Raw genomic sequence first — 23454 nt, 5'->3', positions numbered from 1 at the left:
GTCAGGTCAGGCTAACAGGCTTGCAACATAGATCACATAGAGCGCTGTCAAGATCAGGCCCCAGACGCGTGTGATATCTTTCTTGAAGAATACAAAAGGAACCAACAAGAGCGACGCGCCGAGCATCACCCACAGATCGAAACGCAGGAATTCAGGATCGACGGGAATACGCCCAAACAAGGTCGTAATGCCGACAATGGCCAGCAGATTGAACATGTTCGATCCGATGACGTTACCCAGTGCCACATCCGCTTGTCGCCTCAGGGCAGCCATGACGGTTGTCGACAGTTCCGGCAGGGACGTACCCACCGCGATCAGCGTAAGGCCGATCACTGTTTCGCTCACACCATAGTTCCGGGCAATGACGGTCGCATTTTCGACCAGCAGATGCGCACCCATTGGCAGGCCGATCAAGCCGAGGATCAGGTAGATCGCCACCTTCCAATAGGGCATGTCAGGATCTGCTTCCTCAAGACCCTCAAGCTCGTCCTCATCGGCACAAGCTTCACCACAGGCTTTACGGTGCGCATGTGCTTCGCGAAACGCGTTGCCGAGGATCAGAGCCAACGCAGCCAGCAAAATTGCCCCGCTGAGCAGATTAAAGACCCCGCAAAAAGCCAACCCGATAAATAACACCGACGCCAGAAGCATGAAGATGTAGTTCTTGCGGCTGTCGCACTCGCTTGTGTGCAAGGTCGCCAGAAGCGCGGGCAATCCCAGAACCAGCAAGATATTCGCTGTATTCGAGCCCACCACGTTACCCAACGCAATGCCCGGCGCGTTTTCCTTGATGGCGCTGATTGCAATCAGCAGCTCAGGGGCCGAAGTTCCGAATGCAACTATTGTCAGGCTGACGATCAGGGCGGGAACCCCCAACCGCAGGCTGAGGTTCACGGCCCCTCGCACCAGCGCGTCACCTGCCAACAACAGGATCAGCAGCCCGAGGCCGGAGAACAGCCATGCCGTCATCCACGGCCTCCTTCTTCGCAAGGACACGGGCCTTTGCCGATCCTGAACCGCCCACAACGCGGACATTTCGCAGAACTCAATCGTTTCTGTCCAGGAAAGCGTAGCTTGCCGAACATCGCCAGAACGCCCATGGCGATCAGGAACAAGGTGACTGCTTTGATGATCACTCTACAACCCGAAACGCGCGTAGGCAGCGCGCTCCTCAATACCGGCAATGGCATCCTGCGCCAGCGTCGCGCCGAAGCGCGACCAGATCGGTTTGCGCAGGCCATAGCGGCGGAACCTGACTTTGTCGCCAAACTTCTCCTGCATCTTGGGCTTCAGATGGGCAATACCATCGATCAGGCCCAGCTGTTGCGCGCGACGGGCCAGCCAGACCTCGCCGTTGAACAGATCAGCGCTGCTGTCCAGCTTGCCGTCCCGGCGAGATTTCACATGGGTTATGAAATTCTCGTGGATATCGCCCAGCAGCACTTTGAGCCGTGCAATGTCTTCTTTCTTTTCCGGAGCAAACGGGTCGAGCATTGATTTCGACTGACCCGCAGTATGTACGCGCCGTTCAAAGCCCTGACGTGCCAGAAAAACATGCGCGCCAAATCCCGACGATATCACGCCGATCGACCCCAGAACCGAACTGTCATCGGCCCAAATCTCATCCGCTGAAACCGCCAACCAATATCCACCCGAAGCCGCCACGTCTTCGACGAAAGCGTAAACAGGGATCTTAAGCTCTTCCGCCAGTCGCTGGATACGCGCACCGATCAATGAGCTTTGAACGGGGGAGCCGCCCGGCGAATTGATCTCCAGCGCGACCGCAGCGGGCTTGCCCTTGCGAAAGGCTTTCTCCAACACCGGTGCCAGAGCGGTCGCGTTCATCGACCCTCGCCCGGCCATTCCAATGGCACCGGACAGGCGAACAACGGCCACAAGTGGCGGCTTTTTCATGAAGGGCAGGCTGAGTTTCATGGAAGCCGATGTAGAGCGCGCCGGAGCCGTAAACAAGAGACCCGAAGCGCCATAAACGCGACGTGAACCAATTTCACACACCTGATGGGCAAAAATGCAACGCCCTAGCTGCGGATGCGCCAACCGGTTTTGAAGATCCAGCCAATGATCGCGAGGCATATTCCGGTGAAGGCCAGTATGGCCAGAAGGCTCCAAAATATCGGGACATCTGCGATACCGTAGAATGACCAGCGGAACCCGGAAATCAGATAAACCACAGGGTTGAACAGAGTGATCGTCTGCCAAAGCGGAGGTAGCATCGAGATCGAGTAAAACGTCCCACCCAGAAAAATCAGGGGCGTCACAACAAGCTGGGGGACAAGCGACATCTGTTCAAAATTACCCGCCCAGATACCCACGATGAAACCCAGCAAGGAAAAGCTGAGGCAGGACAGGATCAGGAAAGCCGCCATGGCAAACGGGTGTTCAATGCGAATGTCCACAAAGAACGTCGCAGTGGCCAGAATGACAAGACCTACAAACAGTGCCTTAGTTGCGGCCGCGCCCACATAGCCAATCACAATCTCGATGAAATTGATGGGGGCTGAAAGTAACTCATAAATCGTACCCAAGAATTTGGGGAAGTAGATGCCAAAGGACGCGTTCGAGATTGATAGCATCACTACGGACAACATGATCAGACCCGGCACAATGAAGGCCCCATAGGACACGCCTTCGATCTCTTGAATGCGACTGCCGATGGCAGTGCCAAACACCACGAAATAAAGCGAGGTCGACAGGACCGGAGACAAAAAACTCTGCGCCAGTGTGCGAAAGAACCGGGCCATTTCAAACCGGTAGATGGCAGTAATAGCGGACCAGTTCATGCGGGTTCTCCGGACACGAGGTTGACGAAAATCTCTTCAAGGCTCGATTGCCGCGTCTGCACATCACGCAGCACTAAACCGGCCTGTGCAACATCATTGAGAAGAGTGGTGATGCCCGTGCGCTCGGCATTGGTGTCGTAAGTATAGATCAACGCATCGCCTGCACCGTTGAGCGTCAGTTGATGATCGGACAGAACGTCGGGAACGGATAAAATGGGCTCGGTCAACATGACCTCAATCTGCTTTTTGCCCATCTGCGCCATCAATGTGTCTTTGTCCTGCACGAGCAAAAGCTCACCCTTGTCGATGACACCCACACGGTCGGCGATTGCCTCGGCTTCCTCGATGTAGTGAGTGGTCAGGATGATGGTGACACCAGCCTGCTTCAATTCGGCCACGATCTCCCACATGTCCTTACGTAGCTCGACATCAACGCCGGCGGTGGGTTCATCCAGAAACAGCACCCTTGGCTCATGCGCCAAGGCTTTCGCGATCAGCACACGTCGCTTCATGCCTCCGGATAGTTCCTTGATTGCGTTACGGCGTTTGTCCCATAGGGACAGCTTGCGCAGGATTTCCTCGATCCTAGCGTTGTCTCCGCTATGACCGAACAGCCCGCGCGAAAAGCGGACAGTATTCCAGACCTTCTCGAACGGTTCCAGCGCGATTTCCTGCGGCACCAGCCCAATCATCTTGCGGGCTGCGCGATACTCGGTCTGGATGTCATGGCCACCTACGGTGACCGAGCCCGAAGTCGGCGTGGTAATACCGCACACAGTCGAGATCAGCGTTGTTTTACCCGCCCCATTGGGGCCCAACAGCGCTAGAATCTCACCTTCTTCAATGTCCAGAGACACACCTTTCAGCGCCTCAAACCCATCGGCATAAGACTTCCGCAAATCCCGGATCAACAATATGGTCGTCATGCGTACCCTCGTTCTGACCCCGCAACCTATCGTGACGGACCATCGTCGAACAGTCCAATTCCGCACAGTGCCATGCGCGTGTGCGCAGGGTTCAGTCTCGTCCCGTCAGGCGACCTAGCCAGCCTGACTTGGTCTCTTCTACGGCAGCGTCTTCTTGCGGTGGCGGACCTTCGAAATATTCTTGAAGATTGGCGAAGAACTGATCGGCCATCTTCTTGGCAAACCCATCAATCAGGCGGCTGCCCAGCTGAGCCAGTTTGCCACCCACCTTAGCCTCGACCTCGTAGGTCAGAAGGGTGCCACCAGCCTCGCTGGGCGCGAAGGTTACATCAGCGCTTCCCTTGGCAAAGCCTGCAGCGCCCCCCTTGCCCTCACCTGCGATGGTCAGGCGTTCGGGCTCAATCATGTCGGACATGGTCACTGTGCCTTTGAAAGTCGCCTTCACAGGGCCAACCTTTTGCACCACGGTCGCATTATACCCCTCGGTTGGATCACCGGTAATCTCCTGCGCGCCGCTGATGCAGGCTTTTAATACTTCAGGGTCCAGCAACGCAGCGTAAACGGCGGCAGGCGGCGCCTGAATTTCACGGGTATCGCTTAACTGCATCTCTCAACCTCTTTTTAATCCTACGGCAGACCACAAAGACCTAGCCCTGAAACATCGATGCAGGCAACCAGTTTGCTCAAACCAAGGCACTGGATCGGGATTCTTCGCTTGCATTCGTTCCGCCCAACAGAAACCCTGCGCCGCAGGAGGAAGACATGCTGCACGGCATACGCATCATCGAAATCGAAGGGCTGGGCCCAGCCCCCTTCGCGGCCATGCTGCTGGCGGATATGGGCGCCGATATCATTACCATCCATCGCAAAGGGTCCGCCGTCACTCCGGGTATGCCTGAACGTTCGCTGCTGGATCGCGGCAAACGATCAATTGCGCTGGACCTCAAAGACCCGCAGGACCTTAGCGTTGCAAAACGGCTGATCGCAACGGCTGATGCGCTGATCGAGGGTTTTCGCCCCGGCGTGATGGAAAAGCTGGGGCTGGGGCCGGAAGACTGTCATCACCTGAACCCAAAGCTGGTCTATGGCCGAATGACAGGCTGGGGGCAGCATAGCCCACTTTCTGAGACAGCGGGCCATGATCTCAACTATATTGCCCTTTCAGGGGCTTTATCCTACGCGTCGCCGCCCGGCCAACCGCCTTTGACGCCCGCAACACTAGTCGGGGATATCGGCGGTGGTGCGATGTATCTGGTTGCAGGTCTGCTCGCCGGGCTTTTGAATGCCCGAAGTACAGGCAAAGGCACGGTGGTGGACGCCGCCATCTACGATGGCTCGGCACACATGATGAATTTGCTGATGAGCCTGCGCCAAACCGGCAACCTGTCCGACACCCGGGGTCAAAGCCTGCTTGACGGACCGCATTGGAGCAGAACCTACGCCTGCGCAGATGGCGGTTTCATCTCAGTTCAATGTCTGGAGCCAAAATTCTATGCTCACTTCCTGGACATCCTCGGGCTCAGCGATGACGCGGAATTCGCTCAGCAATATAACCATGCGACGTGGCCCAACCTGACGAAGCGGTTGAGCAAAATCTTTGCCGAGAAGCCGCGCGACGAATGGGCGGCGCTGTTTCAAGGCACGGACGCCTGCGTTGCCCCAGTCCTAAGTCCACAAGAAGCACGAGATCACCCCATGAATTCGGCTCGCCAAACATGGGTCGACCACGACGAAACACGTCAAGCCGCAGCCGCTCCTAGATTCTCAACCTACAACTGGCAACCGCGGCCCAGCCCCAAACGCGGAGAGCATACAAATGAGATTTTGAACGAACTTCCTCCCGCTTCATCTGGCTAAAAATACCTCGGGGGCGAATTGGCCGCAGGCCAAGAGGGGGCTGGCCCCCTCGCCAGGCTTACCGCCCGCGCACCGTATCGATCATCAATTGAACGTTCTCAGGGTCCGCATCTGGCGTAATACCATGACCCAAATTGAAGATATGCGGTCCTTTTGAGAAGGCTTCGACAATCCGCCGCGTCTCATCAACAAGCGCTTGCCCGCCTGTCACCATATGCGATGAAGCCAAATTGCCCTGCACACACCCATCGACTTGCACATTCGCAGCAGCCCATTCGGGCGACACAGAATTGTCCAGCGCGACACAATCCACACCGGTGGCCTTGGCGAAACCGATGTAACCCTGATCCGCTTCGCGTGGGAAACCTATCACGGGAATGCCCGGATGGCGGGCTTTTATGGCGGCAGTAATCTCGCGACAGGGTTCTACGGCGTATTTCTGAAACGCTTCGCCCTTCAATGATCCCGCCCAACTATCGAATATTTTGACAACCTCGACCCCTGCCTCGATTTGGGCAGACAGGTATTCAATTGTCGCGGCCGTGATCCGATCCAACAGCGCCTCGAACAGCGCAGTGTTTTCTTCGCGCAGCGCATGGGCTGGCCCCTGATCCGGGGTGCCCCGTCCGGCGATCATGTAGGTCGCCACTGTCCAGGGCGCGCCAGCAAAGCCAATCAAAGTAGTCTCAGAAGGAAGCTCGCGAGAAAGGATGCGCACGGTTTCATACACCGGAGAAAGCGTCTCATGAATTGCGTCAACGGGCTTCAGCGCATCAAACTCCGACTGCCGTGTAATTGTCGAAAGGCGAGGACCTTCGCCGGTGACAAACCACAAATCCGCGCCCAGCGCCTGCGGCACAAGCAGGATATCAGCAAACAGGATCGCGGCATCAAAGCCGTAGCGGCGAATGGGCTGAAGGGTGACTTCGGCGGCAAGCTCGGGGTTATAGCAAAGAGACAAGAAATCTCCGGCCTGTGCGCGCGTTGCACGATATTCAGCCAAATACCTCCCGGCCTGTCGCATCATCCAGATCGGCGGCACATCCTGCACTTCCCCCGCCAGCGCCCGTAGCAATTTCTTTGTCTCGGCCATTCGTGCCCCCAGTGTTCCGGTTTGGTGCAACGCGTCGGCCCTCAGTGGCAATTTGTCAAGCTCTGCCCCCATTGTCAGGGCAATGTGACGCGACTAAAGCTGTGCACATGAGTCTGATATTGCCTACCCCCGCATCGCCTCTGAAAATCGGCACCCGTGGATCTCCGCTGGCGCTGGCGCAGGCCTATGAAACCCGTCAGAGACTTGGCGCCGCTTTCGACCTGCCTGAGGACGCGTTTGAGATCGTGGTAATCAAGACCACCGGTGACAACCGCGCCATGATCGACGCGGACCGGCCGCTGAAAGAGATTGGCAACAAGGGTCTGTTCACCAAGGAAATCGAAGAGGCGATGCTGAAAGGTGAGATCGACATCGCCGTACATTCGACCAAGGACATGCCCGTCGAACAGCCTGACGGGCTGGTGCTGGATACATTCCTGCCGCGCGAAGATGTGCGCGATGCGTTTATCTCGCCGACTCTGAGTTCGATTCACGATCTGCCAGAGGGCGCAGTTGTCGGGACTTCATCGTTGCGCCGCCGGGCGCAGTTGCTGAATCGGCGGCCCGATCTGAAAGTGGTCGAGTTTCGCGGCAATGTTCAGACTCGCCTGAAGAAGCTGGCCGATGGCGTGGCCGATTGTACCTTTCTGGCCATGGCCGGATTGCGCCGCTTGGATATGAAAGACGTCCCCGCGACTGCCATATCACCTGATGACATGCTACCTGCCATTGCGCAGGGCACCATCGGCATTGAACGGCGCAGCGACGATAGCCGCACCGCCGAGATGCTGGCGGCGATTCATCATGTCGAAACAAGCCAACGCCTTGCGGCTGAACGCAGCCTGCTGGCCGGGCTGGATGGCTCATGCGAAACACCGATCGCCGGTTTGGCGCAGGTTAAGGATGGCCAACTTACTTTGCGCGGAGAAGTTCTGCGCCCGGACGGTTCCGAGGCGATCAGCGAAGAGGCCACCGGAGCGCTCGAAGACGGCGCAAAACTGGGTCATTCAATGGCCGCCTCTCTGCTGAAACAGGCCGGACCAGGGTTTTTCGACTGGCGCTAAGAAAAAATTTAAACAATTTCAGGGTAATGTGAACTTCTTCACTGTCTACCCTGCCGAATTCGTTAAATATGGGGACAGAAGGTCGATCTCGAATATATCGAAAGTTTTAGCCCGTGTTGTTTTAGATGGTATTCGAGGGGGCGAGATTGATACTTCCGGCGGGGCGCAGTTGATTTTCAACAGCGCCCCGTTCTCTTTTCCAAAGCATATGGCGAAGTACTTACTCTGCACCTTCGCGCAGACCATGATGATGACTAAACACCGGCCGCGCATGAAGCACCTCTGATCGGAAATCCGCCATGCGCCCCGGTAGCGCGCGATAGAATGACGCCAAACCTGGCTCAACCGCCATCGCATGCTTGGCACATTCCTTGCACAACCCAGCGACTACGGTCTGTGATTCCCGTGCGCGTATCGCCTCTAGTATACCTATGTGTGCGGTCTGCAGCTTTTGAAACGATGCACTGCCTGCAACTTCTCGATCTCCGACCAGTACATAAACAGGCTCTGGCTCGCTTTTGCCTTTCAAATCCACGAAGCCCGCCTCTAGCAGCGCAAGATCAGAATTGGTGACACGGCGAATAGAGTCTGAGACCAGAATATCATAATCCACATGTCGGCAGTTTTGTTCGATCCGCGCTGCCACATTCACCACATCTCCGATTACTGTATAATTGAACCGGCGCCGCGAGCCGATATTGCCGACGCAGGCGGCTCCGGTTGCGCAGCCTGTCGCCAGAGCGATGGGAGGACGCCCGCGCATGATGGGCAAAGTGTTGAACTTATCTAACGCGCCGCGCATCTTCAGCGCGGCCAAAGCAGCGCGGCACGGGTGATCATCCACGGGCAGCGGTGCATTCCAAAAAGCCATAACCGCATCGCCGATGAACTTGTCGATCGTTCCACGCTCGACCAGAATCTGATCCCCGATCTCTGAGAACAGCGCATTCAGCAAGGCCACCAGATCGGTGGCTGACACAGACTCGGACAATGGCGTGAAGCCCCGAATGTCCGAAAACATCACCGTGATCTCCTGAGATTCACCTCCCAATTGCAGCTGATGCCCGTTGGCCTCCATCTCATCGAGGATTTCCGGTGCGACATAATGCGAGAAAGTCTGGCGGATCACCCGCTTCTCCCGCTCGGTCGAAACAAAGAGGTACCCGGCCAGAAGCCCGAAATTGGCCATACCTCCGGCCAAAGGGAAGGTCGCATCAAACAGAACCGACTGGTTCTGGAACGCCAACCAACTGATGGCAATCACGGCCGATGCGGCCACACCGCCTGCAGCAAAAGAAGCGACCGCCCCATAGTTGGACATGACCACTGTGACAACGACGCCCAGGATCACGAACGCCAGCAGCTCAAGTGCAGAGGTAACATCCGATCTGCTCAGCACATCGCCAAGGATGATCTGTTCGATAATCTGGGCGTGGATCGAAACACCGGGAACAGATTCACCCAGTGCCGTTTCGCGTATATCGAACAAGCCCGCCGCAGAGGTGCCGACCAGAATGATCCGTCCTTCTATCTCTGACTGAAGCGTTGGATCACTACCGCTGCGCATGACATCATCGGCCGACAGATAGAGGCCAGGATTGTCCCGCCTGTAACGCACCCAGATCTCGCCATTCTCGGTGGTCGGCAGCACAAAATCACCCAGACCAACCTCAAGCATGATGCCGATCTCGTCCTGCGATCCTTCGGCAAAATAAACGGATTCGCCCATGGCCACCCGCAGGGCTTCAACCCCAAGCGCAGGTAATACACCGTTGGGCCCGGACCAAAGCACAGGGACCCGTCGCACCACACCCAAACTTCCTTGGGGCGAAACATTAACACCCCCGATCCCGGCCGCTTCTTCCCCCAATGGCGGCGCCAGAGAGGTCCAGTGGGCAACGCTGACAAGGCCAGCTGCGGGGTTCTCTCCGATTTCGACTAACCCCGCCTTCGGTACAATGGCCGAACCGCTATCGGTTTGCCGGGCTGCCACACCCAGAACCACTGGCCATTTCGCAACTTCGTCCCCAAATCTGACGTCATTGTCCAGATCGATCGCGGCCTGATCCACCTGCAATAGTCCGGACAAGGTCGGGTCTTGCAACAGTCGCATCGGAGAGTATCGGTCGGGCTCGGCAAACAGCATATCAAAGGCAATCGCAGCGGCACCGTATTCGCCCAATCGTTCGACCATCTGACCCAACAGGGTACGAGGCCAAGGCCATTGGCCCCATTCTGCCAGAGACCTTTCATCAATATCCACCACGCGGACCGGCAGATTCGGGTTGTAAGCCCGTGGTGAAATCCGCTGCAGGATATCGAAGTAAATCAATCTGGACATTTGAACGGGATACGGATCCGCGACCCTAATGAAGCAGCCCATCAGGATCAGCGCCAAGCCCACAAGCCTGAATACTAATCGATGCCCAATTTTGTCTCTTATCTTACCCACCACGTTCACCTTTCAGGCGCAGGGGAACATGAAAATATATGTAACCTGATGCTACCAACCAGCTATCGCTGAAGCGTTACCTGCCGTCGCCGTTGCCCTGACACCCGATCCACCGCTATCTCCACTGGATGCGTTTACGGATGTTCTCGTTTCACCCGAGGCGCTTACACCTGCGCGCGCTGATGTCCCGGAACGCCCTTCGGCGCTGGCTGAGGCCCGGTCTGGCGCTTCGGATCGCCCGCTTTCGCGGGCCGCCGACACCTCAGAACGACCTTGTTCCGTTTGCCGCCGTGCTTCGCGCCGCTCTGGCCTTTCAGATTCAATCTTTGGGGCCTGAGCCTGTCTGCCCGAACACCCTTCGGCACTCACCCGAAACGGTGGCAGCAGTTGCGTTTGCGAGCGTATGAAGGGGAAACCACCTTTTAGCGCTTTGTCATACTGCTCCTGATCTATCGGGCGCCCCACCTGACCGCCCGAACCGGTCGCAAAGAGACTGCACTGTCGGCTTGCAGACCGGCACGACCCGCGTCGGCCGCACATCTGAACGGTGCCCTCGATAACCAGCATCGCGCTTTGGCTGCCGGATGTAATCCACATGTCAAATGTCGTTCCCCGCACGGCCATGGTGGCATCGGGCGTTTTGATCGAATAAGCGCGCTTTCTGCTTTTGCCCGAAATGAAACGGAAACTGCCGCCCAGCGCCTGCACGGTGAAGTTTTTTGCCTTCCGATTGCCTCGCAGCATTGAGACATCCAGGATCATTCGCGCGTTCGGACCAACCGCGATCTTGGTTTCATCTACGAACACCAATTGAACCACGCCTGATCTGTCGGTCGAAATAGTATCGCCTGAAACAACATCCATCCCTTCACGCAAGCGTATCTTTTTACCGGCCCGGATAATATCCGCGCCCGGTTTAGCACTGAGCACTTTTCCGATTGATGCGATGGCCGACGCAGGCAGCGTCGCTAGAACCAAGAAAACACAAAACAATTTCAACCAAGCCAAACCCAAGTCCCCTTCCCCCAAAAGGTACCTACCAGGGTGCCAAACACCCCACGCCCGATATCTGTCGCCTCAGAAAGCTAAATCTGAATAGTTATTAGAGCCTTAAAACTAGACAAATATGCGCCAGAACAGGTGGAGTTGGCAAGGTTTTGCATGTTTTTCAGCATTTCGGGGGTTTCGCACCCCTGCTTCCGGTAGCCCCAGCGCTCCTTCTTGTGGGTTTGATCATCGGTATTCAGAAAAATTTTCCAGACATAGAAAATCGCCTTGTATCTGGATGACAGGCAAGGATATACCGGCCAGCGGAGACGTGGCCGAGTGGTCGAAGGCGCTCCCCTGCTAAGGGAGTAGGCGGGAAACCGTCTCGAGGGTTCGAATCCCTTCGTCTCCGCCACCCATACCGGGCATCACCTGCGATGCCTGCCATGGTCTGAACGATCTCATAAAGTCATCCCACTGAATTCACGGCATTTCACGGGCGTTGCACACTACCATTTCTCAAGGCGGATTGGATCGCTCGCATCAACCATTGCACCCTGATGCCGGAGCTTGGTGCGTTGTCTGCAGTACAATTCAGCCCAGGATGTTGGAGGCGGTGAGATATCTATCTTCGTCGCCCTAGAAAGCTCAATTTGGCAAACTGGCGCAATCGACACCCGTTACGGATTCAAAAAAAGGCCGTCCCAACTGGGACGGCCTTTCATTCACTGTCTCTCGAAAGAGGTTCAGGCAGCCAGCGCGGCCTGTGCTTTGGCGACGATCGCGCCGAACGCTTCCGGTTCGTGCACAGCCAAGTCGGCCAGAACTTTGCGGTCCACTTCGATACCGGCCAGGTTCAGGCCGTTAATGAAGCGGGAATATGTCAGTGCCTCGTCATGCGAACGGACAGCGGCGTTGATACGCTGGATCCACAGCGCGCGGAAGTTGCGCTTGCGGTTCTTGCGGTCGCGGGTTGCGTACTGGTTGGCCTTGTCTACGGCCTGACGGGCAACCTTGAAGGTGCTCTTGCGGCGGCCATAGTAACCTTTGGCAGCCTTGATGACCTTCTTGTGACGGGCGTGAGTTACGGTTCCACCTTTAACGCGGGACATCTCTTAATCTCCTCTTAGCGGTCGTAGGGCATGTAGCCCTTGACGATCTTGGCGTCGGGGGCGGACAGGGTGGTGTTGCCACGGGCGTCGCGGATGAATTTCTTGGTCCGCTTGATCATACCGTGCCGTTTGCCGGCCTGGCCAGCAAGGACCTTACCGGTCGCAGTCACCTTAAAGCGCTTTTTGGCGCTCGACTTTGTCTTCATCTTAGGCATTTCCGTCTCCTTTCGGGGTTCGGTTTCAAACGCGACTCGGCATGCCATCTCGGCCGGTCACGCGATCAGAAGCGCCGTTTACGCAAGTTCGGTCATACTGGCAAGGGGGTTTGGGCCAGAATCTGCGCTTTTTGCAGGCTGGCTAGGCACCGGGGCGACGCGCGCCGCCCCGGTGGTTTGGATTAATGTTCGAATTTGCGGATTTCACCGCTCTTCAAACGCTCTGCATAAGATGCCAGTTCCTGACGCACCACTTTCATCAGGAAGTAGAGCGCGAAGACGTTCACAACCGCCATGGCAAAGATCGCCGCATCCGAGAAGTCGATAACGGGGCCAAGGTTGGCCGCTGCACCGATGACTACGAAGATGCAGAAGATGACCTTGAACACCAGTTCCTTGGTGTGACCCTCACCGAACAGGTAGGTCCAGGCCTTGAGGCCGTAGTAGGACCAGCTGATCATGGTCGAGAAGGCGAACAGAACTACTGCGATTGCCAAAACGTAAGGGAACCAACTGAACGCGCTGCCAAAGGCGGCTGAAGTCAGGCTGACGCCCGAGTTTCCGTCAACCGTTGCGATGGCATTACCGGCTTCGTTCAGCATATAGTTTCCGGTCTCCGGATCGACGATCAGCTGCTGGGTGATGATGATCACCAACGCGGTCATGGTACAGATTACGACCGTATCAATGAACGGCTCCAGCAGCGACACGAACCCTTCGGTGATCGGTTCTTTGGTGCGAACCGCCGAGTGGGCAATCGCCGCTGAACCAACGCCCGCTTCGTTCGAGAACGCCGCACGCCGGAAGCCCTGGATCAATGCGCCGACCATACCGCCAGCAACACCAAGACCGGTGAAGGCTCCCGCGAAGATTTGGCCAAAGGCCCAACCGATCTGATCCGCGTTCATCAGAATGATCACCAGAGCCGCGGCCACATACATCACGCCCATGAAAGGAACGACTTTCTCAGTCACGCGCGCGATGGATTTCAGGCCGCCCACGATCACTGCAAAGACGATGCCTGCAAAGACCAGGCCAGTGATCCAGCCCGGGTAATCTCCGACGATGCCTGCGATCTGCTGATGCGCCTGATTGGCCTGGAACATATTGCCCCCACCAAGCGCGCCAAGGATGCAGAAGATCGAGAACAGAACGGCCAGAATTTTACCGCCCGGCAGGCCCAGTTCGTTGAACCCTTTCGACATATAATACATTGGACCACCAGAAACGGTGCCGTCATCATATTCGTTGCGGTACTTTACACCCAGCGTACATTCGGTGAATTTCGACGCCATGCCCAACAGGCCTGCGACAATCATCCAAAAAGTTGCACCTGGCCCGCCGATACCGACGGCGACCGCAACACCGGCAATATTACCGAGGCCAACTGTACCGGACAGCGCCGTTGCCAGCGCCTGAAAGTGGCTAACTTCACCCGCATCATTGGGATCAGAATAGTCACCTTTCACAAGGCTGATCGCATGACCGAAGAAACGCAATTGTACAAAGGCAAAATAAAGCGTGAAGACGGTCGCGGCGATGACCAGCCAACCCACGATCCAAGGGAACCCGGTGCCCGGAAACGGGGCAAAAATAAAGCTGACGAAAGGCCCGGTGAAATCAGCAAAGGCCTGGTTGATTTTATCGTCCAACCCGACCGCCTCCTGTGCGGCAGTGGGGCTCGCAACCAGAGCGGCAAGTGCTGCCAGACTCAGTTTGTTCTGAATATTCATCATAATCTCTCCCCTCAGTTCACGACCGTAACCGGAACATCGGCGTGCATGACAAGGTTCTGGGTCGAACTGCCAAACAGGCGTTTTTTAAACCCATCTGCCGAGGCCCGACCCACAACGATCTGGGAGCCACCGTTTTCAACCGTGATTGCATTCAGCGTTTCCGCCACATCTCCGTGACGGACGATGCCGCGCGCCTCGAATCCTGCAGCCTTCAACGCTTCGACCGCTGGCTCGATGATCCGTGACGTAGCTAACGCAACCTCTTCTTCGCGCCGTTTGTGGCGCAGGGCGTTCTCTTCTGGTGTCTGGAATGTGAAAGGAGACCATTCGATGACGTAAACCGCCAGAAGCTCGCATGAACCGATACGCCCGGCCAAGTCTTTGGCAAAGGCGATCGCGCGTTCTCCGGTTTCTGTCCCGTCCAGTCCTATGACGATTTTCGTTGTCATGCCGTTCCTCCGTTATTGTTGCTTTGGCCGGGGCCCTCGCCCCCGGCAGGGCAGCCGGAACCTGGAACTTTCTTTAGTAGACCGCCCTAAGGGCAAGTATCCCGAAAAAACACGCAAAAACAGAGAGATTATTTCTGGATACAACCCTCAAACTTCTAAGGCACTGTAAATAAATATTATTATATGCCCAAATATTAGGCATGCGCTTTGCATCAAACTGAAATTAGTAGTGGTGATCCGGGCTTAGCCCGGATCAGTGTTGTAGATCAGCCGTTCATCACAAGGGGCTATACGTAAGATGTTGGTGGTGCCAGGAACATTGAAAGGGACGCCGGCGGTGACCACAATCTGATCAGTTTCAGCGGCGAAACCACCCGAACGGGCGGCGCGAGCGGCGCTGACGACCGCACCTTTGAACCGCTCTTGTTCAGGGGTTAAGACGCAATGACAACCCCAGCTCAGGCAAAGCCTGCGGGCGGTGCCAGTGGCGGGGGTCATTGCGATGATAGGCACACCGGGACGCTCACGGGCGGTGAGCAAGGCGGTGGTCCCGCTTTGAGTGAAGCAGCAGATGGCTTTGATGTCAGTCTTTTCGGCAATCTCGCGTGCCGCAGCCACGATACCATCAGCGATGGTCGTACCCTTGGCGGTACGCGACGCGGCAATAATCTGAGTGTAGGTTGGGTCAGCTTCAACTTCGATGGCAACCTTGTTCATCGTCTGAACCGCCTCGATGGGATAAGAACCAGCAGCCGATTCAGCACTCAGCATGATTGCATCGGTACCCTCGTAGATCGCGGTGGCCACGTCCGAAACCTCGGCCCGTGTGGGCATTGGGCTTTCGATCATGCTTTCCAGCATCTGGGTTGCGACAATCACAGGCTTCGCGGCTGTACGGCATTTACGCACCAGACGTTTTTGGATCGGGGGGACTGCCGAAACAGGCAGTTCGACGCCCAGATCACCCCGCGCAACCATGATCCCGTCTGAGGCGTCAAGGATATCGTCAAAAGCTTCGACCGCAGCAGGTTTTTCGATCTTGGACAAGATCGATGCTCGGCCATCCGCCAGTGCGCGCGCCTCGAACACATCCTTGGCACGCTGAACGAAGCTCAGAGCCAACCAGTCCACACCCAGTTGGCAGACAAATTCCAGATCGTCGCGATCCTTGGCCGACAGCGCTGCCAATGGCAGCACCACGTCAGGCACGTTCACACCCTTGCGGTTCGAGATCGTGCCGCCGACTTCGACCGTGCAATGTGCAAAATCCTGACCGCAATCCTGTACGATCAGACGAATCTTTCCGTCATTGACCAGCAGGCGCGCACCTGGCTCCAATGCGGCAAAAATTTCGGGATGTGGCAGGCAGACCCGGGTGATATCCCCGGCTGCCGGATCAAGATCCAGACGGAATGCGGCGCCCTCCTCCAGTTCTTCCGCATCATTTGCAAACACGCCAACGCGCAGCTTTGGCCCCTGCAGATCGGCCAGAATCGCGATCGGGCTTTCCAGATCCTTTTCGATCTGCCGGATTATACGGTGCCTCTCGCGAATCTCATCGTGGCTGCCATGGCTCATGTTCAGCCGGAATACATCGGCCCCGGCCTCATGCAGCGCACGGATGGTGTCATAGTCATTGGACGCCGGTCCCAGCGTCGCCACGATTTTCACATTTCTCAGGCGTCGCATTGATCAGGCTCTCCTCAAACGCGTAAATGTTACCGCAAACATTGCTCAGGCTGCTTATTGCGCAATTCCCTTTCCAACGCAACTGTCCTACACCTGCGGCAAACATGATGACAGGCTCATGACATACTCTCCGTTTTTTGTTCACGGCGCGGATCGCCCGTCGCGTTGGCTGATTACTTGCGACCACGCCACCAACATGGTGCCGCCCGATATCAACGGCGGAGACCTGGGCCTGCCGCGCGAAGATATGGAACGCCATATCGCTTATGACGTGGGCGCCTACGAGGTCTCAAAGCATCTGGGTGAGGTCCTGAACGCCCCCGTAATCGCAGCCAACTTCTCGCGCCTCGTAATTGACCCCAACCGGGGCGAGGACGATCCGACGCTGTTGATGAAGCTCTATGACGGCTCAATCATCCCCGGTAACCGACACGCAGATGCGACCGAGCGTGAGCGTCGTCTGACCATGTGCTACCGGCCCTATCACGATGCGCTGGCAGAGCTTGCAGCCCTGCCGCATGCGGTTATCGTCTCGATGCATTCCTTTACGCGCCAGCTCCGTGGCCGCGATCCTCGGCCGTGGCACATCGGCGTCTTGCACACACCGGATGAGCGGTTCTCGCGCCCGCTGATCAACCGGTTGAACGCCGAGGATGATCTGTGCGTTGGGGTAAATGAACCCTATACAGGTGTGCTGCCCGGCGATGCGATCGACAAGCATTGCAGCAGTTTCGGCCGTCCTAATGCACTGATCGAGCTGCGTAATGATCTGATTGCGGATCATGACGGGCAACGCAGCTGGGCCGAACGATTGGCCGTTATTCTGCAGGATGCACTGAACGATAGCGGACTATGACGTAAGGTCACTTCATGCCGCTTCCGATCCTCGAAATATTGTGAGCCAATATACTGACACCCATATATTAAGGGAAAGGAGACGACCATGACTCAGGAATTCCTGACAACTGTCTTCGGCTGGATGACCGCCCTTAACATCGCTGTTTTGTTGTTCAGCACACTTATGATCCTCATCATGCAGGACTGGATTGCAGGCGTGCATGGCAGAATGTTCCAAATGGAGCGGGCCGACGTAAAGAGGGCCTATTTCAGATATCTTGCGAACTACAAAATCCTGACAATCATTTTTTGCCTTGTGCCGTGGCTGGCCCTCAAACTGGCATAAAGCATCCAAACCTGACGTTCCAAGAGGCCTTAAGGCCCCTTCTGTTCGTTGTAACATGGCCCACGGATTGCTAGGTCAGGTCCAGAACGCAAGACAATCATTCGGAGCCCGACAATGGACAAGCAAACCGAAATCGAACTTCAGGCCGCAGCGTTTCGCCGTTTGCAGCAGCATCTGATGCAGGATCGCACCGACGTACAGAACATCGATATGATGAATCTGACCGGGTTCTGCCGCAATTGCCTGTCGCGCTGGTATCAGGAAGCCGCCAATGCCAAGGGCATCGACATGGACAAAAACGAAGCGCGCGAGATTTTCTATGGCATGACCATGGATGAGTGGAAGGCCAACTACCAAACCGAAGCGAACGCCGAGAAACAAGCCGCCTTCAAGGTCGCGTTTGAAGAGAACGTCACGAAAAAAGGCTGACGCCCCGAAAACGAAAAAGCCCGCCGTTTTGGCGGGCCTTTGCTTTAGATTGCGGCCTTTCGGCTTTCGTCCAGATAGATCTCGCGAAGGCGTTTGGCAATCGGGCCCGGCGTGCCATCACCCAGTGCCACGCCATCAATCTCAACCACCGGCATGACAAAAGCGCTGGCCGAAGTGGTGAAGGCTTCATCCGCCTCTTTCGCCTCGTCGATGGTGAACAGGCGCTCCTCAATCTCCATCTGCGCCTCGGCTGCCATGCGCAAAACCGCCTTGCGGGTGATGCCGTGCAGAATGTCGTTGGACAGCGGGCGGGTGACGATCTTGCCGTTCTTGACGAAATAGGCGTTGTTGCTGGTGCCTTCGGTGACAAAGCCATCTTCAACCAACCACGCATCGTCACAGCCAGCCGCCTTCGCCATCATCTTGCCCATGGACGGATACAGCAGCTGCACGGTTTTGATATCGCGGCGGCCCCAACGGATGTCATCGATCGAAATGACCTTGGCCCCTTTCTTCGACGCGGGGCTGTCGGCCAGACCTGGCTTATTCTGCGTGAACAAAACCAGCGTAGGCTTGGTATCCGCTGACGGAAACACAAAATCCCGGTCGCCGTCACTGCCGCGCGAAACCTGTAGATAGATCAGACCTTCTTCGATGTCGTTCAGCTCGACCAGTTTGCGATGGATTTCCAGAAGTTCATCCTTGCTGCAGGGTTCAGCCATCTGTAACTCGTCCAGCGAGCGTTTCAGGCGCACCGCGTGGCCTTCGAAATCGACCAGCTTACCATCCAGCACACTGGTCACTTCGTAGACGGCGTCTGCAAACAGGAAACCTCGATCAAAGATCGAGACGCTTGCCTCGGTTTCAGGCAGGTACTCGCCATTCACATAAACGGTGCGGGTCATGTTCTTCTCCTCAGCCCCAAAGTGCCGCATTGGGCGGATGCACTCCGGCGTCATCAAAAATCAGGGGTGTGTCGCGGTCTTCTGCCAACAAAAGCGGTCCGTCGAGGTCTGTCACCATCGCGCCCTGCGCCACCAGCGTCGCAGGTGCCATAGCCAGCGAACTTCCAACCATGCATCCGACCATGATGCCATAGCCCTCGGCCAGCGCGGCCTTGCGCAGCTCCAGCGCCTCGGTCAGACCGCCGGTCTTGTCGAGTTTGATGTTCACCACATCATATTTGCCCTTTAACTTAGGCAAGCTGGCCCGATCGTGACAGGATTCGTCGGCACATACCGGCACCGGACGATCCATACCGATCAGTGCATCATCCTCACCGGCTGGCAGAGGTTGTTCAACCAGAGCAACGCCCAGTCGCACAAGATGCGGCGCAAGATCGGCGTACACTTCAGCAGACCAACCTTCATTGGCGTCGATAATGATTTTGGAGTCCGGCGCACCAGCCCGCACAGCCTCAAGCCGGGGCATGTCGTCCGGTGTACCAAGTTTGATCTTCAACAAGGGTCGGAACGCATTTTCTGCCGCCTGTGCCTGCATTGCCTCGGGAGTGTCCAGGGAAAGAGTATAGGCCGTAACTTCAGGCCCCGGTGCGGCAAGTTCCGCCAGCTCCCACGCCCGTTTGCCGGAGCGTTTCGCCTCAAGGTCCCAAAGCGCACAATCCACTGCATTCCGAGCAGCGCCGGCAGGCAGCAGATCCATCAGGGAATAGCGAGAGAATACGTCGGGCAGGCCGGCAATCTCGGCCTCGACTGAATCCAGCGTTTCGTCATAGCGCGCATAGGGCACGCATTCGCCCCAACCATGATGCACACCATCCGAGATCCGAACCGTCAGGACCTTTGCCTCGGTCCGTGAGCCGCGCGAGATAGTGAATACCTGCGCCAGCCGAAATACATCGCGGGAAACGTCAATCTGCACGCGTTCAACCTTTCATCGAAAGTGATGTCTGTTGCCGACAGCAAGGGGCGATCGGCAACCTGCTTAGATCACAGTGCGGCCAGCGCATCCACCAGTTTACCGGCACCAAACCGGTAAGGATCGGTTGCTGGGATACCCATCTCGGTCTCAACCTTGGCGATGTATGCGTGTGCGTCGTCTTCGCTCAGATGCTGGGTGTTGATCGACACGCCCGCAACCTGGCATTCCGGGTTAGCAACACGCGCCAGCGGCAGCGCTGTGTCGCGCAACTGCTCCAGCGTCGGCAGCGAATACTCAGGCAATCCTCGCATATGGGTCCGGGTCGGCTCGTGGCACAGGATCAGCGCGTCGGGCTGACCGCCATGAATCAGCGCCATGGTCACGCCAGAATAGGACACATGGAACAAAGAGCCCTGCCCTTCGATGTGATCCCAGTGATCCGGATCGTTGTCCGGTGTCAAATACTCAACGGATCCCGCCATGAAATCGGCGATAACCGCATCCAGCGGAACGCCCTGACCCGTGACCAGAATTCCGGTCTGACCGGTGGCCCGGAAGGTGGATTTCATGCCGCGTTTGCGCATTTCAGCGTCCATGGACATCGCAGTGTACATCTTGCCGGCAGAGCAGTCGGTTCCAACGGCCAGGCACCGCTTACCGGTACGCTTGCGGCCGTTTGCGATAGGATATCCTACGGTCGGCACACGGACGTCGTGCAACGTGCAGCCGTGAGTCTGCGCCGCAGCAACCAGATCGCCTTCGTCGCGCAGCAGGTTGTGCAGGCCCGACGCCAGATCATAACCCATCTCCAGCGCTGCGATAAGAACCTCTTTCCAGGCCTCACTGATGACACCACCCCGGTTGGCAACACCAATGACAAGAGTCTTGGCACCAGCAGCTTTACCTTCGGCAAGTGTCATTTCGGTAAGACCCAAATCAGTCTTGCAACCATCCAGCCTTATTTGACCCACGGCATTCTCAGGACGCCAGTCCCGGATACCAATGGCCACTTTGGCCGCCAACAAGTCGGGCGCATCGCCCAAAAACAACAGGTACGGTGTCTCGATCATTGCGGTGCACTCCTTTGATTCTGGCTTAAGCTAGAGAACCGTTTTGACGAGGGTTTCTCAAATTCCTCTTGCCTGCCAGCCCACAGCGGGAAGTTTTTGCGCATTTGGGCATTCTTACACAAGATTGTTCGAAGTTTTTAAACTGATCAAACTTTAAGCACCCCATTTTGCCAGTATCTTCAATCTTGCTGCATACGCATTGCCGCATATGCACAATCAAGCTTGCGCAGCATTGCGCAATTTAATATCCCATGACCAACCCTAAACGCAATTTCCTTACTCGCATGAGGTCCAAATGAGCTTCCGCATCCAACCTGCCGCTCCGGCCCGGCCCAATCGCTGCCAACTGTTTGGCCCGGGCTCGAACACCAAGCTATTTCCCAAGATGGCTGCATCAGCTGCAGACGTCATTAATCTGGATCTAGAAGATTCGGTGGCTCCTTCCGACAAGGATACCGCTCGCGCTAACGTAATCGAGGCGCTGAACACAGTCGATTGGGGCAATAAATACATGTCGGTTCGGATCAATGGGCTGGATACACCCTATTGGTACCGTGACGTGGTTGATGTGCTGGAACAGGCAGGCGACCGTCTGGATCAGATCATGATCCCCAAGGTAGGCTGCGCGGCCGATGTCTATGCCGTGGACGCTCTGGTTACCGCAATCGAGCGTGCCAAGGGCCGAACCAAGCCAATTTCATTCGAAGTGATCATCGAATCCGCCGCCGGACTGGCGCATGTCGAAGAAATCGCAGCCTCATCCCCGCGCCTGCAGGCCATGAGCCTTGGCGCCGCAGATTTTGCAGCCTCAATGGGCATGCAGACAACCGGCATCGGGGGTACGCAGGAAAACTACTATATGCTGCGCGAGGGTGAGAAGCACTGGTCCGATCCGTGGCACTGGGCGCAGGCCGCAATTGTCGCCGCCTGCAGGACTCATGGCGTGCTGCCTGTCGACGGCCCGTTTGGCGATTTCTCCGACGATGAGGGCTATGTCGCGCAGGCCAAACGGTCTGCCACACTGGGGATGGTCGGCAAATGGGCCATCCACCCCAAGCAAATCGCATTGGCCAATCAGGTCTTCACACCGTCGGATGAAGCAGTGTCCGAAGCGCGCGAGATTCTGGCTGCCATGGAACAGGCAAAAGCCAACGGCGAAGGCGCGACGGTCTACAAAGGGCGTTTGGTCGATATCGCTTCGATTAAGCAAGCCGAGGTTATTGTGGCGCAGGCGGAATTAATCGCGGCGGGTAGCTAAGAAAAAAGGGCGCTCAGCTGAGCGCCCCAATCGATCTGATCAGCGTCCAAATACATTGTTTGGTGTCCATGTGAAACGCTCACCCTTCTTTCCTGATTTCATCATCAGGCAGGATGTACCGTATTTCTGAAAATACTTGATTTTGATTGGATACCAACCCGCCTGCGGCACCTCGACCTCGGTGCGTTGGTTGGCTTCGCAGCCCTGACGGCCGTTGACATAGCCGATCTGCTGACCGCCGACCCAGGCGTCAATCCCATCGTTCGACCAGGTCTCAAGCTCGTAAACTCCGGGTGAATCAAAGCGGATATATCCGCTGATTTCCGCGGCAACATTGAACGCCTGATTGTAGGTCAGGACAGGATCACCTTCGTTCGTGTCTCTGTAGTCCAAACCTCTGAGGGGCTGACCCGGCTTTGCCTTCTTCAATAGATGATTGACCTTCGAGAGGTTCTGGATTTTGCGAGGCGGGTTACCTTCCCAACTGTATTTTACGTTCAAGCCGGCTTTTGGGCTGGGCTGAGGGCTAGCTGGCTGTAACTTCAAAGGTGCTGCTGTCGCAGCGCCGGCAAACATTGCCAAGGCAGCCACCAGCGCTCCGGTGCGGAAAAATGTCATGGTCTACTCCCTGAATTTGCGCCTGCTTCGGGGTTAATCCCTGCCGACGATCCTGTTGAGATGACACTAGGCGCTGAACTTTGACCTCGCAAGATGGTTAAAAATCACTTTTTAATGGTCACGCACGCATATCCTTAGGCGATCCCATCACAACATATGAGGTGATCGAGGTCACATGCGGCAGTGTACCCAGCACCTCGGTGTGGAAGGTTTTGTAGGAAGGCAGATCGGCACATTCGACCCGTAACAGGTATTCGATCGTGCCGGTGATGTTGTGACATTCCACCACTTCGGGCGCTTGTTGCAAGGCCCTTTCGAACCCTTCCTGCGCCGCTTTTGTGTGCTCGCCCAGACCAACGCCGATATAGGCAACGAAACCCACCCCCAGCGCCGCCGGGTTCAGCACTGCTCGGTAGCCGGAAATGATCCCTGCCCGCTCAAGCTCCTGCACCCGGCGCAAGCAAGCGGAGGGCGACAGGCCCACCCGCTCGGCAAGATCGAGGTTGCTGATGCGACCGTCCCGCGAAAGCTCTTGCAATATATGTTGGTTGATCTGATCAATCTTCGCCATTTATTGCAACATTAACCTTAGAGCGCACGAATACGCAATTTCATTTGCCGAACTCAGCGAGAA

General features: G+C 56.5%; 24 protein-coding genes and 1 tRNA gene. 7 read left to right on the top strand and 18 right to left on the bottom strand.

What is annotated here, in order from left to right; translation table 11 throughout:
* Positions 1-6 precede the first annotated feature (6 nt).
* The 5 genes from ACR0AY_RS12810 to ACR0AY_RS12790 form a co-directional block, all read right to left on the bottom strand.
* Positions 7-969, bottom strand: coding sequence for a calcium/sodium antiporter (locus ACR0AY_RS12810; RefSeq protein WP_170395605.1), 963 nt, complete (start codon positions 967-969; stop codon positions 7-9).
* Positions 970-1137: 168 nt separating this feature from the next.
* Complete coding sequence (locus ACR0AY_RS12805; RefSeq protein WP_170423599.1) at positions 1138-1935, bottom strand: S49 family peptidase; 798 nt, start codon at positions 1933-1935, stop codon at positions 1138-1140.
* Positions 1936-2039: 104 nt separating this feature from the next.
* Positions 2040-2801 (bottom strand): ABC transporter permease, encoded by a 762-nt coding sequence (locus tag ACR0AY_RS12800; RefSeq protein ID WP_170395601.1) that lies wholly within the window; start codon positions 2799-2801, stop codon positions 2040-2042.
* The gene (locus ACR0AY_RS12795; protein WP_170513762.1) at positions 2798-3727 is read right to left on the bottom strand and encodes an ABC transporter ATP-binding protein; all 930 of its coding nucleotides are present in this window, start codon (positions 3725-3727) and stop codon (positions 2798-2800) included. The genes ACR0AY_RS12800 and ACR0AY_RS12795 overlap by 4 nt, the downstream gene beginning before the upstream one ends.
* Before the next feature lie 91 nt (positions 3728-3818).
* Positions 3819-4334, bottom strand: coding sequence for an SRPBCC family protein (locus ACR0AY_RS12790; protein ID WP_170513760.1), 516 nt, complete (start codon positions 4332-4334; stop codon positions 3819-3821).
* Between the two features lie 155 nt (positions 4335-4489).
* On the opposite strand from ACR0AY_RS12790, the gene ACR0AY_RS12785 reads away from it, so the two are divergent.
* On the top strand, positions 4490-5584 hold the full coding sequence (locus tag ACR0AY_RS12785; protein WP_170513757.1) for a CaiB/BaiF CoA transferase family protein: 1095 nt from the start codon (positions 4490-4492) through the stop codon (positions 5582-5584).
* Positions 5585-5642: 58 nt separating this feature from the next.
* Here ACR0AY_RS12785 and hemE read toward each other — a convergent pair whose 3' ends face one another.
* Positions 5643-6677 (bottom strand): uroporphyrinogen decarboxylase, encoded by a 1035-nt coding sequence (hemE, locus tag ACR0AY_RS12780; protein WP_170513753.1) that lies wholly within the window; start codon positions 6675-6677, stop codon positions 5643-5645.
* Positions 6678-6784: 107 nt separating this feature from the next.
* On the opposite strand from hemE, the gene hemC reads away from it, so the two are divergent.
* Positions 6785-7741, top strand: a complete 957-nt coding sequence (gene hemC, locus ACR0AY_RS12775) for a hydroxymethylbilane synthase (protein ID WP_170513750.1) — start codon at positions 6785-6787, stop codon at positions 7739-7741.
* Positions 7742-7961: 220 nt separating this feature from the next.
* On the opposite strand, the gene ACR0AY_RS12770 is transcribed toward hemC, so the two are convergent.
* Positions 7962-10145, bottom strand: coding sequence for a CHASE2 domain-containing protein (locus ACR0AY_RS12770; RefSeq protein WP_480454234.1), 2184 nt, complete (start codon positions 10143-10145; stop codon positions 7962-7964).
* A gap of 99 nt (positions 10146-10244) precedes the next feature.
* Positions 10245-11171, bottom strand: a complete 927-nt coding sequence (locus tag ACR0AY_RS12765; RefSeq protein WP_480454232.1) for a FecR family protein — start codon at positions 11169-11171, stop codon at positions 10245-10247.
* Positions 11172-11505: 334 nt separating this feature from the next.
* On the opposite strand from ACR0AY_RS12765, the gene ACR0AY_RS12760 reads away from it, so the two are divergent.
* Positions 11506-11595 (top strand) — tRNA-Ser (locus ACR0AY_RS12760).
* Between the two features lie 331 nt (positions 11596-11926).
* Here the strand turns inward: ACR0AY_RS12760 and rplT are convergent.
* From rplT to pyk, 5 genes are all read right to left on the bottom strand, one after another.
* Entirely contained in the window at positions 11927-12292 is a 366-nt protein-coding gene (gene rplT / locus ACR0AY_RS12755; RefSeq protein WP_008756009.1) for a 50S ribosomal protein L20, read from the bottom strand.
* A gap of 14 nt (positions 12293-12306) precedes the next feature.
* Positions 12307-12507, bottom strand: coding sequence for a 50S ribosomal protein L35 (rpmI, locus tag ACR0AY_RS12750; protein ID WP_010443552.1), 201 nt, complete (start codon positions 12505-12507; stop codon positions 12307-12309).
* 182 nt (positions 12508-12689) lie between these two features.
* Positions 12690-14240: an alanine/glycine:cation symporter family protein gene (locus tag ACR0AY_RS12745; protein WP_170465878.1), complete on the bottom strand. Its 1551-nt coding sequence runs from the start codon at positions 14238-14240 to the stop codon at positions 12690-12692.
* Positions 14241-14254: 14 nt separating this feature from the next.
* A complete protein-coding gene (locus ACR0AY_RS12740; protein ID WP_170395586.1) occupies positions 14255-14692 on the bottom strand; it encodes a universal stress protein in 438 nt (145 codons plus the stop codon).
* 243 nt (positions 14693-14935) lie between these two features.
* On the bottom strand, positions 14936-16381 hold the full coding sequence (pyk, locus tag ACR0AY_RS12735) for a pyruvate kinase (RefSeq protein ID WP_170395584.1): 1446 nt from the start codon (positions 16379-16381) through the stop codon (positions 14936-14938).
* Positions 16382-16499: 118 nt separating this feature from the next.
* On the opposite strand from pyk, the gene ACR0AY_RS12730 reads away from it, so the two are divergent.
* The 3 genes from ACR0AY_RS12730 (at position 16500) to ACR0AY_RS12720 (ending at position 17993) form a co-directional block, all read left to right on the top strand.
* Positions 16500-17237 carry an N-formylglutamate amidohydrolase gene (locus ACR0AY_RS12730; protein WP_170513745.1) on the top strand — a complete coding sequence of 246 codons (738 nt, stop codon included), beginning with the start codon at positions 16500-16502 and terminating at the stop codon, positions 17235-17237.
* 87 nt (positions 17238-17324) lie between these two features.
* Positions 17325-17564, top strand: a complete 240-nt coding sequence (locus ACR0AY_RS12725; RefSeq protein ID WP_170401976.1) for a DUF6868 family protein — start codon at positions 17325-17327, stop codon at positions 17562-17564.
* Between the two features lie 114 nt (positions 17565-17678).
* Positions 17679-17993, top strand: a complete 315-nt coding sequence (locus ACR0AY_RS12720; RefSeq protein WP_170395578.1) for a DUF1244 domain-containing protein — start codon at positions 17679-17681, stop codon at positions 17991-17993.
* A 44-nt stretch (positions 17994-18037) separates the two neighbouring features.
* Here ACR0AY_RS12720 and ACR0AY_RS12715 read toward each other — a convergent pair whose 3' ends face one another.
* The 3 genes from ACR0AY_RS12715 to dgcN form a co-directional block, all read right to left on the bottom strand.
* A complete protein-coding gene (locus ACR0AY_RS12715; protein WP_170513742.1) occupies positions 18038-18898 on the bottom strand; it encodes a D-amino-acid transaminase in 861 nt (286 codons plus the stop codon).
* 10 nt (positions 18899-18908) lie between these two features.
* The gene (gene dgcA, locus ACR0AY_RS12710; RefSeq protein WP_170513739.1) at positions 18909-19874 is read right to left on the bottom strand and encodes an N-acetyl-D-Glu racemase DgcA; all 966 of its coding nucleotides are present in this window, start codon (positions 19872-19874) and stop codon (positions 18909-18911) included.
* A gap of 68 nt (positions 19875-19942) precedes the next feature.
* Entirely contained in the window at positions 19943-20944 is a 1002-nt protein-coding gene (gene dgcN / locus ACR0AY_RS12705) for an N-acetyltransferase DgcN (protein ID WP_170395572.1), read from the bottom strand.
* A 295-nt stretch (positions 20945-21239) separates the two neighbouring features.
* Here dgcN and ACR0AY_RS12700 point away from each other — a divergent pair, with 295 nt between their 5' ends.
* The gene (locus ACR0AY_RS12700; RefSeq protein WP_170513736.1) at positions 21240-22202 is read left to right on the top strand and encodes an L-malyl-CoA/beta-methylmalyl-CoA lyase; all 963 of its coding nucleotides are present in this window, start codon (positions 21240-21242) and stop codon (positions 22200-22202) included.
* Between the two features lie 39 nt (positions 22203-22241).
* Here ACR0AY_RS12700 and ACR0AY_RS12695 read toward each other — a convergent pair whose 3' ends face one another.
* On the bottom strand, positions 22242-22820 hold the full coding sequence (locus ACR0AY_RS12695; RefSeq protein WP_170395568.1) for a PA14 domain-containing protein: 579 nt from the start codon (positions 22818-22820) through the stop codon (positions 22242-22244).
* Positions 22821-22938: 118 nt separating this feature from the next.
* Positions 22939-23391 carry an Lrp/AsnC family transcriptional regulator gene (locus tag ACR0AY_RS12690; protein ID WP_170513733.1) on the bottom strand — a complete coding sequence of 151 codons (453 nt, stop codon included), beginning with the start codon at positions 23389-23391 and terminating at the stop codon, positions 22939-22941.
* Between the last annotated feature and the right edge of the window lie 63 nt (positions 23392-23454).

The organism is Ruegeria sp. A5 (assembly GCF_056543005.1).
Note: the sequence above shows the minus strand (reverse complement) of the source record. Positions and strands in the feature narration are given on the sequence as shown.